The organism is Cellulomonas fimi (assembly GCF_012952065.1).
GTDB lineage: Bacteria > Actinomycetota > Actinomycetes > Actinomycetales > Cellulomonadaceae > Pengzhenrongella > Pengzhenrongella fimi_A.
This window is the reverse complement of sequence record NZ_JABCJJ010000007.1, coordinates 95,604-108,087: the sequence shown is the minus strand read 5'-3', so window position 1 is coordinate 108,087 and position 12,484 is coordinate 95,604. Positions and strand designations below refer to the sequence as shown.

Here is a 12,484-nt window from a genome sequence, read left to right as displayed (position 1 = left end):
CCGGCCGCCGCCGTCAGGCGCGGTTCTGGTGCAGCATCCGCGCGACCTCGGCGACCGTCCCCGACATCGAGGGGTAGACGGTGAACGACTCGGCCACCTCGTCGGCGGTCAGCCGGCGCGCGAACGCGAGCGTGATCGGGAAGATCAGCTCGCTCGCCCGGTGCGACACCACGACCCCGCCCAGCAGCACCCCGGTCACCGAGTGCGCGTAGAGCTTCACGAACCCCTCCCGCAGGCCGAGCATCTTGGCGCGCGGGTTGCCCCGCAGCGGGAGGGTCCGCACGAGGTACGCCGTGCCGACGGCCTTGAGCTGGTCCTCGTCGTACCCGACCGTCGCGATCTCGGGCGCCGTGAAGATGGTCGCCGACACCGCCTTGGGGTCGAGCGGGATGACCGCGTCGCCGAGCGCGTGCGCCATCGCGATCCGCCCCTGCATCGCCGCGACGGACGCGAGCGGCAGCACGCCCGTGCAGTCGCCCGCCGCGTACACACCGCGCGCCGACGTCCGGGAGACCTTGTCGACCTTGATGTGCCCGCTCGGCCCGAGCCGCACCCCGGCCTCCTCGAGCCCGAGCCCGGCCGTGCTGGGGGTGGACCCGACCGCCATGAGCACGTGCGAGCCGCTGACGACACGGCCGTCGGCGAGGGTGACCTCCACGCCGTCCTCGGTCCGGACGGCCGCCTGCGCCCGCGAGCGCGACAGGACCGTCATTCCGCGCGCGCGGAACACGTCCTCGATGAGGGCGGCCGCATCCGGGTCCTCGCCGGGCAGCACACGGTCGCGGCTCGACACCAGCACGACCTCGGCGCCCAGGGCGTTGTACGCGTTCGCGAACTCGGCGCCCGTGACCCCGGAGCCCACGACGACCAGCCGCTCGGGCAGCTCCTTGAGCCCGTACAGCTGGGTCCAGGTGAGGATGCGCTCGCCGTCGGGCTGGGCGTCGGGGAGCACGCGCGGGGTCGCGCCCGTGGCGACGAGGACGACGTCGGCGTCGAGCGTCGTCGTGCCGCCGTCCTCGTCCTCGACGACGACACGCTGCGGGCCGTCGAGACGGCCGGTGCCGACGAGGATCGTGATGTCCTCGCGCTCGATCCGCGCGCGGATGTCGGCCGACTGCGCGGCCGCGAGCGACAGCACGCGCGCGTTGACGACGTCGAGGTCGACCTGGACGGCCGCCGACTCGCCCTCGACCATGGTCCGCGCGTCACCCGCCGGCCGGATGCCGAGCTCGGGCGCGTGCTCGAACAACGTCATCCACTCGGCCGTCGCGATGAGCGTCTTGGACGGCACGACGTCCGTGAGGACCGCGGCCCCGCCCATCCCGGCCCGCTCGACGACCGTCACGTCGGCCCCGCGGCGCCGCGCCACGAGTGCCGCCTCGTAGCCGCCCGGGCCCCCGCCGACGACGACGACACGGGTCTGCTGCAGGTCCTGCGCCTCGGTGCTCACGGCGACCATCATGCCCGCACGCCACGGGAGGTGCCCCGCTGCGCCCTGCCCATGCCCGGCCTGCCCGCGCCCCGCCTGCCCGCCCGCCTGCCCGCCCGCCTGCCCCTGCCCCACCTCGGCCGATAGCCTCCTGCCATGAGCCCGACGACGGACCACGCCACCCTCTCGCTCGACGACCCGGCGGTGGATCCGTTCGACGTCGCCCGCAGCGCCGCCGCCCACCTGGCCGAGGTCACGGGCATCCCCCGCCACGACGTCCTGCTCGTCCTGGGCTCGGGCTGGGGCGGTGCGGCCGACCTGGTCGGCGAGACGGTCGCCGAGGTCCCGACCCACGAGATCCCCGGGTTCTTCGCCCCCGCGGTCGCGGGTCACAGCGCCCTGACGAGGTCCGTCCGCATCACCGGGACCGACCGGCACGCGCTCGTGCTCGGCTCGCGCACGCACCTGTACGAGGGCCGCGGGGTCCGGCGGGTCGTCCACGGGGTGCGCACAGCGGCCGCCGCCGGGGCGACCGCCGTCGTCCTCACCAACGGCTGCGGGGGCCTCGACCCGGCGTGGGGCCCGGGCACGCCCGTCCTGATCAGCGACCACCTCAACCTCACGGCGACGTCGCCGCTCGAGGGCGCGACGTTCGTCGACCTCACCGACCTCTACTCGAGCCGCCTGCGGAGCCTCGCGCGCGAGGTGGACCCGACGCTCGACGAGGGCGTGTACGTCCAGTTCCGGGGACCGCACTACGAGACGCCGGCCGAGGTCCGCATGGCCGGGCGTCTGGGTGGCGACCTCGTGGGCATGTCGACGACGCTCGAGGCGATCGCCGCGCGGCACGCGGGTCTCGAGGTGCTCGGGATCTCGCTCGTGACCAACCTCGCTGCCGGGATCAGCGCCGAGCCGCTCTCGCACGCCGAGGTGCTCGAGGCCGGCCAGGCGGCCGGCCCGCGGATCAGCGCCCTGCTCGCCGACATCATCCGGAGGATCCGATGACCGCGCACCCCACTGCCGGGCCGTTCGCGCTCGCCGACGAGGTCCGCGCCTGGATCGCGGACGACCCCGATCCCGTGACGGCCGCGGAGCTCGAGCGCCTCCTCGCCGACGCGGAGGACTCGGTGCCCGACGGCGACGCCCCGGCCGCGCGTGCCGAGCGCACCCGCGTGGCGTCGGCCCGCCGGGAGCTCGCAGACCGCTTCCAGGGCCCGCTCGAGTTCGGCACCGCGGGCCTGCGCGGCGCCCTCGGCGGCGGCCCGCACCGGATGAACCGCGCGGTGGTCATCCGGGCCGCCGCCGGCCTGGCCGCCCATCTGCGCGGCGCGCTGGGAGAGGCGATCCCGCGCGTCGTCGTCGGCTACGACGCCCGGCACAACTCGGCGGCGTTCGCGCAGGACACGGCGGCGGTCCTGGTGGGCGCCGGCATCGAGGCGCTCGTGCTGCCCGGCCCGCTGCCGACGCCGGTGCTGGCCTTCGCGGTCCGGCGGCTCGACGCCGACGCGGGCGTCATGGTCACCGCGAGCCACAACCCGCCGCAGGACAACGGCTACAAGGTCTACCTCGGCGGCCGGGTCGTGACGGGCGCGGGCCAGGGCGCCCAGATCGTGCCACCCGCCGACGCCGAGATCGCGGCGTCGATCGCCGCCGTGCGCTCGGTGGCCTCGGTCCCCCGGGTGACGGCGGGGTGGACGATGCTCGGCCAGGAGGTCGTCGACGACTACGTCGCGACGGCTGTCGGGCTGGCGGACCCGGCCGGTCCGCGCGACCTGCGGATCGTCCTCACGTCGCTGCACGGCGTCGGCGGCGTGGTCGCCGAGCGCGTGCTGCGGGAGGCCGGCTTCACGGACGTGTACGCGGTGCCCGAGCAGGCGGACCCCGACCCCGACTTCCCGAGCGTCGCCTTCCCGAACCCCGAGGAGCCGGGCGCGATGGACCTCGCCCTGGGCCTCGCCGCGGACACGGGCGCGGACCTCGTCATCGCGAACGACCCCGATGCCGACCGCTGCGCCGTCGCCGTCAAGGACCTGCGCGCGCGCTCGCACCGCGGCCCGGACACCGCGGGCGCCGAGGGCTGGCGCATGCTGCACGGCGACGAGGTCGGGGCGCTGCTCGGTGCCTACCTCGCGGAGCACGCGCGACCCGCGGCGGCGGGCCCGGGCGGCGCCCCGGTGCTCGCGAGCTCGGTCGTCTCGTCCCGGCTGCTCGGCCGGATCGCCGCCGCCCACGGGCTCGACCACGCGACGACCCTCACGGGCTTCAAGTGGATCTCGCGCGTCGACGGCCTGCTGTACGGCTACGAGGAGGCGCTCGGCTACTGCGTCGACCCGGGGCACGTGCGGGACAAGGACGGCATGACGGCCGCGCTCCGCGTCGCCGAGCTGGCAGCGGGGCTGAAGTCCGCGGGTCGCACGCTGATCGACGCCCTCGACGACCTCGCGCGCGAGCACGGGCTGCACCTGACCGACCAGCTCTCGGCCCGCTTCACCGACCTGGGCCAGATCCCCGCGACGATGGCACGCGCCCGGCAGGACCCGCCTTCGACCCTCGCCGGCTCCCCGGTGAGCCAGGTGGTCGACCTGGCCGACGGCGTCGACGGCCTGCCGCCCACCGACGGGCTGCGCCTGCTGACCGCCGACGACACCCGCGTGATCATCCGCCCGAGCGGCACCGAGCCGAAGGTCAAGTGCTACCTCGAGGTGGTGGTCCCGCTCGAGCCGGGCGCCGACGACGCCGCGGTGGACCACGCGCGGACCGTCGCCAAGCGCCGCCTCGAGGCGGTCAAGGCGGACGTCCGCACGGCGCTCGGCCTCGGTGCTACCGACCAGTAACGGTTCTCCCCCACGGCGTTAGGATCGTCTGATGACCACCACGGCCCCGTCGCACGACGCCGACGCCCTCGTCCCTGCCGGCCGCGGCAGCGCGCAGATCGCCGACCTCGCCCGCACGGTGACCGGGGCCGCCACGCTCGACGACGCGTCGCTGCGCCGCTACCTGCACGGGCTCCCCGGCGTCGACAAGGTCGGCGCGGACGGTCGCGCTGCGCAGCTCGGCACGCGGTCCATCAAGACGACCGCCAAGGCGTGGGGGCTCGACCTCGCGATCCGGATGATCGACCTCACGACCCTCGAGGGCGCCGACACCCCGGGCAAGGTCCGGGCGCTCGCCGCGAAGGCGCGTCAGCCGGTCCCGGGCGACCCGACGTGCCCGCCGGTCGCGGCCGTCTGCGTCTACAACGACATGGTCGGCGTGGCGAAGGAGGCGGTGGCAGGCACCGGCATCAAGGTCGCCGCCGTCTCGACGGCGTTCCCGTCCGGGCGTGCCAGCAGCGCCGTCCGTCTCCTCGACACGGCCGACGCCGTCGCCGCGGGCGCCGACGAGATCGACATGGTGATCGACCGCGGGGCGTTCCTGTCCGGGCGCTACGCGAAGGTCTACGAGGACATCGTCGCGACGCGCGAGGCGTGCCACGCCGGCGGGCGCGACGCCCACCTCAAGGTCATCCTCGAGACCGGCGAGCTCGTGACCTACGACAACGTGCGCCGGGCGTCGTGGCTCGCGATGCTCGCGGGCGCCGACTTCATCAAGACGAGCACCGGCAAGGTGGCCCCCGCGGCGACGCTGCCCGTGACGGTCGTGATGCTCGAGGCGGTCCGCGACTTCCGCCGCGACACCGGCGTCCAGGTCGGCGTCAAGCCGGCCGGCGGGATCAAGACCGCCAAGGACGCGCTCAAGTACCTGGTCGCGGTCAACGAGGTCGCGGGCGAGGACTGGCTCGACCCGGACTGGTTCCGGTTCGGCGCGTCGAGCCTGCTCAACGACGTCCTGCTGCAGCGCGAGAAGATGCGCACGGGCTGGTACTCCGGCCCGGACTACGTGACGGTCGACTGACTCCCCCCACCGTGCCTCCGACGCCCCAGCCGCCCCCGACGAGCCGATCCGAGCAGAGAGCCAGCTGATGCCTTCCTTCGAGTACGCGCCCGCCCCGGAGTCCCGGGCGGTCGTCGACATCGCCTCCTCGTACGGGCTGTTCATCGACGGCGAGTTCACCGAGCCCGTCGACGGCTCGACGTTCAAGACCGTCAACCCCGCGACCGAGGAGGTCCTCGCCGAGGTCTCCGAGGCGGGGCAGGCGGACATCGACCGCGCCGTCGCGGCCGCCCGCCGCGCGCACACCGAGGTGTGGGGCCCGATGCCTGGCCGGGAGCGCGCGAAGTACCTGTTCCGGATCGCTCGCCTGCTGGCCGAGCGCTCGCGCGAGTTCGCCGTGCTCGAGACGCTCGACAACGGCAAGCCGATCCGCGAGTCGCGCGACGTCGACGTCCCGACGGCGGCCGCGCACTTCTTCTACTACGCGGGCTGGGCCGACAAGCTCGACCACGCGGGCTACGGCCCGAACCCGCGCCCGCACGGCGTCGCGGCCCAGGTCATCCCGTGGAACTTCCCGCTGCTGATGCTCGCGTGGAAGATCGCCCCGGCACTGGCCGCCGGCAACACCGTGGTGCTCAAGCCGGCCGAGACGACACCGCTCAGCGCGCTGCTGTTCGCCGACCTTCTGCTCCAGGCCGACCTGCCGCCGGGCGTCGTCAACATCGTCACGGGCGCGCGCGAGACCGGCTCGATGCTCGTCACGCACCGCGGCGTGGACAAGATCGCGTTCACCGGCTCGACCGCCGTGGGCAAGCGGATCGCCCGTGAGCTCGCGGGTACCCGCAAGCACGCCACGCTCGAGCTCGGCGGCAAGGCCGCGAACATCGTGTTCGACGACGCCCCGGTCGACCAGGCCATCGAGGGCATCGTCAACGGCATCTACTTCAACCAGGGCCAGGTGTGCTGCGCCGGGTCACGGCTGCTCGTGCAGGAGTCGGTGGCCGAGGAGGTGGTCGAGCGGCTCAAGTCACGGCTCGGCACGCTGCGGCTCGGCGACCCGATGGACAAGAACACCGACGTCGGGGCGATCAACTCGCCGCAGCAGCTCGAGCGCATCACGCGCCTGGCCGACGCCGGGACCGCCGAGGGCGCGACCCGCTGGACCGCCGCGTGCGAGATCCCGGCGACCGGCTACTGGTTCGCGCCCACCGTCTTCACGGACGTCAGTGCGGCGCACCAGATCGCGCGGGAGGAGATCTTCGGCCCGGTCCTGAGCGTCATGACGTTCCGGACGCCTCAGGAGGCCGTCGCCAAGGCGAACAACACGCCGTACGGGCTCTCCGCGGGGGTCTGGACGGAGAAGGGCTCGCGCATCCTGTGGATGGCGGACCAGCTCCGGGCCGGCGTCGTCTGGGCCAACACGTTCAACCGGTTCGACCCGACCAGCCCGTTCGGCGGGTACAAGGAGTCCGGCCACGGCCGCGAGGGCGGTCGGCACGGGCTCGCCCCCTACCTGATCGAGGGAGCTCACTGATGGCGGCTGCGAAGGCCAGTGCCGTGAAGCGGACGGCGCCCCAGGGCGACGGCGCGGCGGAGGACGACGTGGTCGTCGAGGCGACCACCGCCCGCGCGTCCTCGTCGTCGGCGCAGTCCCCGGCGCCGGCGCGCATCGACGTGCGCAAGACGTACAAGCTGTTCATCGGCGGCGCCTTCCCGCGCAGCGAGTCGGGCCGGACCTACGAGGTCACGACGGCCACGGGCTCGTTCGCGGCGAACGCGGCGCAGGGCTCGCGCAAGGACGCGCGCGAGGCGGTCGTCGCCGCGCGCGCCGCGCAGCCCGGGTGGGCGGGGGCGACCGCGTACAACCGGGGGCAGGTGCTCTACCGGGTCGCCGAGCTGCTCGAGGGCCGCCGCGAGCAGTTCGTCGCCGAGGTCTCGGCCGGTGAGGGCCTCTCGACCGACGCGGCGCACGCCGTCGTGTCCGACGCCGTCGACCGCTGGGTCTGGTACGCCGGCTGGACCGACAAGGTGGCGCAGGTCGCCGGGTCGGCGAACCCCGTGGCGGGGCCCTACTTCAACATCTCCGCACCCGAGCCGACCGGGGTCGTCGCGCTCCTCGCGCCGCAGCAGTCGTCGCTCCTCGGCCTCGTCAGCGTGCTCGCGCCGGCCCTCGTCACCGGGAACGCCGTCGTGCTCGTGAGCAGCGAGCGTCGTCCGCTCCCCGCGATCACGCTCGCCGAGGTCCTGGCGACGTCGGACGTCCCGAAGGGCGTCGTCAACGTCCTGACCGGCCGGACGGCCGAGATCGCGCCGCACCTCGCGGGCCACATGGACGTCAACGCGATCGACCTGACGGGCGCGGTCGGGGCCGACGGCGTCACGTGGGGCGAGCTCGAGGCGATCGCCGCGGACAACGTCAAGCGCGTCCTGCGCCCCGAGCTCGACGAGGCCGAGGAGGACTGGACCCGCTCCCCGGGGCTGCGCCGCGTCCTGGCGTTCACCGAGACCAAGACGGTCTGGCACCCGAAGGGCGTCTGACCCCTGCCCGCCCCTCCCCGGCGGAACGTCCGCACTCCGTGGGGTCATAGCCCCACGGAGTGCGGACGTTGGCGTTTCTGGGGTGAGAGGGTCAGGCGCGGTGGCGGCCCGAGTTGAGCTCGACGTAGCCCGGGAGGATCAGCTCCTCGACCAGCTGCTCACGCTCGTCGTGGTGGATGAACGCGTTCCAGGCCGCGGTGACGGTCGCGTCGCGGAGGTCGGCGAGCGTCCAGCCCGCCTCGGTGACCAGCCGGGTCATCTCGCGCGTCATGGTCGTGCCCGACTGGAGCCGGTTGTCGGTGTTCACGGTGACGGCGAAGCCGAGGTCCTTGAGCAGCGTGATCGGGTGGTCGGCGACGGAGGGCGCGGCGCCGGTCTGGACGTTCGACGTCGGGCAGAGCTCGAGCGGCACCTGGTGGTCGCGCACCCAGTGCGCCAGGTGGCCCAGCCGGGCCTCGCGCTCCTCGCCCGCGTCCGAGCCCTCCTGCACGACCTCGATGTCGTCGGCGATGCGCACGCCGTGACCGATCCGGCTCGCGTGACCCACGTGGATCGCCTCGGCGATCGACTCCAGCCCGGCCGCCTCGCCCGCGTGGATCGTCACCGGGAAGAACGCCTCGGCGAGCGCCCGGAACGCGGACGCGTGCCGGGACGGCGGGAACCCGTCCTCCGCGCCCGCGATGTCGAAGCCGACCACGCCACGCCCGCGGTTGGCGAGGGCCAGCGCAGCGATCTCGTCGCCGCGGTCCGCGTGCCGCATCGCCGTCACGAGCGTGCCGACCCGGATGGTCCGTCCGGCGGCGGCCGCCTCGGCGACGCCTTCCTCGATCCCCTGCTGCACGGCGTCGACGACCTGCTGCAGCGACAGGCCCTTGCTCAGGTGCTGCTCGGGGGCGTAGCGCTGCTCGGCGTACACCACGCCGTCGGCCGCGAGGTCGACGACCGACTCGCGTGCGACGCGGCGCAGGCCCTCCTCGGTCTGCATGACCGCGACCGTGTGGTCGAACGTCTCCAGGTACAGCTCGAGCGTGCCGGAGCTGGCGGCGCGCAGGAACCACTCGCCCAGCTCGGTCGGATCGGTGCTCGGCAGCTCGTGGCCGACCTCGGCCGCGAGCTCCACGATGGTCGCCGGACGGAGGCCGCCGTCGAGGTGGTCGTGCAGCACCACCTTGGGCAGTGCCGCGACTGCGGCGTCGTCGATCGTCATGCCCGACACCGTAGCGGCCGGGGCGCTCTCGTACCGAACCGGGCCCCGTACCGAACCGGCCGCCCCGAACCGGACCGGCACGGACGACCCGGGCCACGTCGCGCGTGGCGGGGTGCTCGACCGACGGCGACGGTCACCCCACCGGGCGCACCGTCACGGGTACTCCTCGCGCTCGTCGGACGGCACGACGGCGGCCTGCTCGGTCACGTCCGTGACCTCGGCCTCGCCGATCAGGTCGGGCCTGGGCTCCGGCGGCTCGTACTCCTCGACGTCCGGGACGTCGCGGGCCTCCGGGGTGTCCGCGAGAAGGTCGGGCTCGGGCTCCACCTCGACCGCGCCGGCGGGGTCGACCTCGACGAGGCCGGCGTCACGCCACGTCTCGTGCCCGGGGACGGTGCTCATGGCTCCTCCTTCGGCGTGCAGGTGCTGGCGCGTCCCATCGTCGCCCGGACCCGCGGGGCCCGCCACTCGCTCCCCCGTCATCGCGCGCGACGCCCGGCAACCCGCACCCGACGGTCGACGTCCGACATCCGCGGCGTCCTCACCCGGGACGCTGCGGGAGCACCATCCAGCAGACGTGCGACCAGCCCCCGTACGCCGCCCGTGGCCCGGCAGGCGCGAGCAGCTCCTCCCGCGTGATGTCGACCACCACTCCTCGCGACGGCTCGTACACCGCCCAGCCGGCGGCGTCGGGCGCCCGGGCGACGGACGGTCGCGGCACGAGGAGGACGACGTGGCGCGGCACGGCCGTCCAGAGCCCCGAGGAGAGGTCGCCCCCCGTGAACAGCGGTACGGGCACCCCCGTGGCGAGCGAGCGCCCCGCGCGATCGAGGGCCCCGCCGAATGTCCCCGCGTCGGTGTCGTCGACCATCGTCGACGCGAACGCCGCACCGACGTGCCTCGCGACCCTCGCGGCTCCCCAGGGTGGCGTCCCGAGGCGGGCAGGCCATGGCAGCGGGCCCAGCGCCGCCCGGCTCGACCGCTCCTTGACGGTGAGCTGCAGCATCCCGAACCGAGCCGCCGCCCCAGTCGCCGCCGCCCCGGTCGCCGCCGCAGCCGCCGCAGCCCCGCGCTGGTCCGGACGGAGCGCCGCGACCTCGCGCGGCAGGTGGCCGGCCGCCGTGCGACCCGTCGCGAGCCACAGCGCCAGCAGCGGGTCCGACGCCGCGGCCAGCATCGCGAGCACCGCCGAGCCGCACGTCGTCTGGTCGACCTGCGTCGCCGTGGCCGCACCCCACCGGAGGTACCGGGTGCCGCGGGCGGGCGTCAGCGGGGCAGCCACCTGCGCGCGCTCTCGTGGGGTCAGCTCTGCCCAGAACCCGCCCAGCGCCTCGACCGCGTCGAGCGGCGCCCCTGCCGCGAACGCCCGCTCGAGCACCGGCGCAGGGGCCGACCCGCTCAGCAACGCAGCGTCGTAGCGGTCCTGCTGGTCGACCGGCAGCGACGCACGACGACGCGCGGCGACGTCGGCGACCGGCACCGGCGGCCACCAGCGCGCGCGCCGTGCACCGCGTCGGGCCTCGGGGCCGACGCCGAGCGCGCGGCGGGCGCGCAGGGCCAGGGTCGTCCCCTGCAGGTGTGCGAACGGGCCGAGCACGCCGGCCCCGCCCGCTGCCCCGACCCGCCCGGCCACGATCGGCCTCAGTCCGCCGCGATGCGGTCGAGGACGAGCGGACCCGTTGCCGGCGCCGACCCGTCGGGTGCGACGACGACCGCCCCCTCGAGCGCCTCACGGGCGCGCGCGATCCGGTCCGGGGTGTCGGTGTGGAGGGTCATGAGCGGCTCGCCCGCGCGCACCAGCGCCCCCGGCTTTGCGTGCAGCTCGACGCCTGCGCCGGCCTGCACCGGGTCCTCCTTGCGAGCCCGGCCGGCCCCGAGCCGCCACGCCGCGACCCCGACGGCGAGGGCGTCGAGCCCCACCAGCACGCCGTCCGCCGGCGCGAGCACGACCTCGCGCTCGCGGGCCACCGGGAGCTCCGCGTCGGCGTCTCCGCCCTGCGCGGCGATCATGCGCCGCCACACGTCCATGGCACGTCCGTCCCGGAGCGCGTCGGCCGGGTCGACCCCCGTCACGCCGGCCGCCTCGAGCATCTCGCGCGCCAGGACGACGGTGAGCTCGACGACGTCGGGCGGCCCGCCGCCGGCGAGGACCTCGACCGACTCGCGGACCTCGAGCGCGTTGCCCGCGGTCAGGCCGAGGGGCGTCGACATGTCGGTCAGCAGCGCGACGGTCCGGACGCCCGCGTCGGTGCCGAGCTCGACCATCGTGCGGGCGAGCTCCGTGGCCTGCGCCTGGTCCTTCATGAACGCACCCGAGCCGACCTTGACGTCGAGCACGAGCGCCCCCGTGCCCTCGGCGATCTTCTTGCTCATGATCGACGACGCGATGAGCGGGATGGCCTCGACCGTCCCCGTCACGTCGCGCAGCGCGTAGAGCTTGCGGTCGGCCGGGGCGAGCCCCGAGCCCGCCTGGCAGATGACCGCACCGACGTCCTCGAGCTGGGCGAGCATCTCGTCGTTGCTCAGCGCGGCCCGCCAGCCGGGGATCGACTCGAGCTTGTCGAGGGTGCCGCCCGTGTGCCCGAGCCCGCGCCCCGAGAGCTGCGGCACCGCGACGCCGAACACCGCGACGAGCGGCGCGAGCGGGAGCGTGATCTTGTCTCCCACCCCGCCGGTCGAGTGCTTGTCTGAGGTCGGTCGGGACAGCGCGGAGAAGTCCATGCGCTCGCCCGAGGCGATCATCGCGGCGGTCCACCGGGCGATCTCCGCGCGCTCCATGCCGTTGAGCAGGATCGCCATGGTGAGCGCCGACATCTGCTCCTCGGCGACGACGCCGCGCGTGTACGCGTCGACGACCCAGTCGATCTGGGCGTCGTTCAGGCGGCCGCGGTCGCGCTTGGTGCGGATGACGTCGACGGCGTCGAACGGCTCGGCGGCGCTCATGCCCGCTCCACCAGGTCCGCGGGCCCGAACGCGTCGGGGAGCACCTCGGTCATGGGCCGGACGCCGCTCACCGTGTCGACCAGCAGGTCCGGGCCGCCGTGCTCCCACAGCAGCTGGCGGCACCGGCCGCACGGCATGAGCGCGTTGCCGTGCCGGTCCACGCAGGCGAACGCGACGAGGCGCCCGCCCCCGGACACGTGCAGCCCCGAGACCAGGGCGCACTCGGCGCAGAGGCCCAGCCCGTACGACGCGTTCTCGACGTTGCAGCCGACGACGACGCGGCCGTCGTCGACCAGCGCCGCCACCCCGACCGGGAAGTTCGAGTACGGCACGTAGGCGCGGTGCATCACCTCCGTGGCGGCGGCACGCAGCGCGTCCCAGTCGATCTCGCGCTCCGGCGACCCTGGTGCGGGTGCGGATGCGTCCGGCGCTTCAGCCATGGGCTCGTCCTCGCTCATCTGTCGTACGGGATGCTCATCTGACGTACGGGCTGG

At 74.8% G+C, this 12,484-nt stretch carries 11 protein-coding genes; 5 read left to right on the top strand and 6 right to left on the bottom strand.

The features are described from left to right. Nucleotides 1–13: 13 nt before the first annotated feature. Nucleotides 14–1,459, bottom strand: a complete 1,446-nt coding sequence (locus tag HIR71_RS06720) for an NAD(P)H-quinone dehydrogenase (protein WP_396031146.1) — start codon at nt 1,457–1,459, stop codon at nt 14–16. A 126-nt stretch (nt 1,460–1,585) separates the two neighbouring features. Here HIR71_RS06720 and HIR71_RS06715 point away from each other — a divergent pair, with 126 nt between their 5' ends. The 5 genes from HIR71_RS06715 to HIR71_RS06695 all read left to right on the top strand — a co-directional run bounded on the left by HIR71_RS06715 (nt 1,586) and on the right by HIR71_RS06695 (nt 7,840). Continuing rightward, nucleotides 1,586–2,434, top strand: coding sequence for a purine-nucleoside phosphorylase (locus HIR71_RS06715; RefSeq protein ID WP_169324283.1), 849 nt, complete (start codon nt 1,586–1,588; stop codon nt 2,432–2,434). Further along, a complete protein-coding gene (locus tag HIR71_RS06710; RefSeq protein WP_169324282.1) occupies nt 2,431–4,263 on the top strand; it encodes a phospho-sugar mutase in 1,833 nt (610 codons plus the stop codon). Before HIR71_RS06715 ends, HIR71_RS06710 begins: the two co-directional genes overlap by 4 nt. Nucleotides 4,264–4,294: 31 nt before the next feature. Beyond that, nucleotides 4,295–5,323 (top strand): deoxyribose-phosphate aldolase, encoded by a 1,029-nt coding sequence (gene deoC / locus HIR71_RS06705; RefSeq protein WP_169324281.1) that lies wholly within the window; start codon nt 4,295–4,297, stop codon nt 5,321–5,323. A 67-nt stretch (nt 5,324–5,390) separates the two neighbouring features. After that, complete coding sequence (locus HIR71_RS06700; protein WP_169324280.1) at nt 5,391–6,836, top strand: aldehyde dehydrogenase family protein; 1,446 nt, start codon at nt 5,391–5,393, stop codon at nt 6,834–6,836. Continuing rightward, a complete protein-coding gene (locus tag HIR71_RS06695) occupies nt 6,836–7,840 on the top strand; it encodes an aldehyde dehydrogenase family protein (RefSeq protein WP_169324279.1) in 1,005 nt (334 codons plus the stop codon). Before HIR71_RS06700 ends, HIR71_RS06695 begins: the two co-directional genes overlap by 1 nt. Nucleotides 7,841–7,931: 91 nt before the next feature. On the opposite strand, the gene HIR71_RS06690 is transcribed toward HIR71_RS06695, so the two are convergent. From HIR71_RS06690 to HIR71_RS06670, 5 genes are all read right to left on the bottom strand, one after another. Next, nucleotides 7,932–9,047 carry an adenosine deaminase gene (locus tag HIR71_RS06690; protein ID WP_169324278.1) on the bottom strand — a complete coding sequence of 372 codons (1,116 nt, stop codon included), beginning with the start codon at nt 9,045–9,047 and terminating at the stop codon, nt 7,932–7,934. Nucleotides 9,048–9,200: 153 nt separating this feature from the next. Then, nucleotides 9,201–9,449 (bottom strand): hypothetical protein, encoded by a 249-nt coding sequence (locus tag HIR71_RS06685; RefSeq protein WP_169324277.1) that lies wholly within the window; start codon nt 9,447–9,449, stop codon nt 9,201–9,203. A gap of 139 nt (nt 9,450–9,588) precedes the next feature. Beyond that, nucleotides 9,589–10,680: a hypothetical protein gene (locus HIR71_RS06680; RefSeq protein ID WP_169324276.1), complete on the bottom strand. Its 1,092-nt coding sequence runs from the start codon at nt 10,678–10,680 to the stop codon at nt 9,589–9,591. Between the two features lie 8 nt (nt 10,681–10,688). Beyond that, nucleotides 10,689–11,990, bottom strand: coding sequence for a thymidine phosphorylase (locus HIR71_RS06675; RefSeq protein ID WP_169324275.1), 1,302 nt, complete (start codon nt 11,988–11,990; stop codon nt 10,689–10,691). Then, a complete protein-coding gene (locus HIR71_RS06670; protein ID WP_169324274.1) occupies nt 11,987–12,430 on the bottom strand; it encodes a cytidine deaminase in 444 nt (147 codons plus the stop codon). The genes HIR71_RS06675 and HIR71_RS06670 overlap by 4 nt, the downstream gene beginning before the upstream one ends. Nucleotides 12,431–12,484 lie beyond the last annotated feature (54 nt).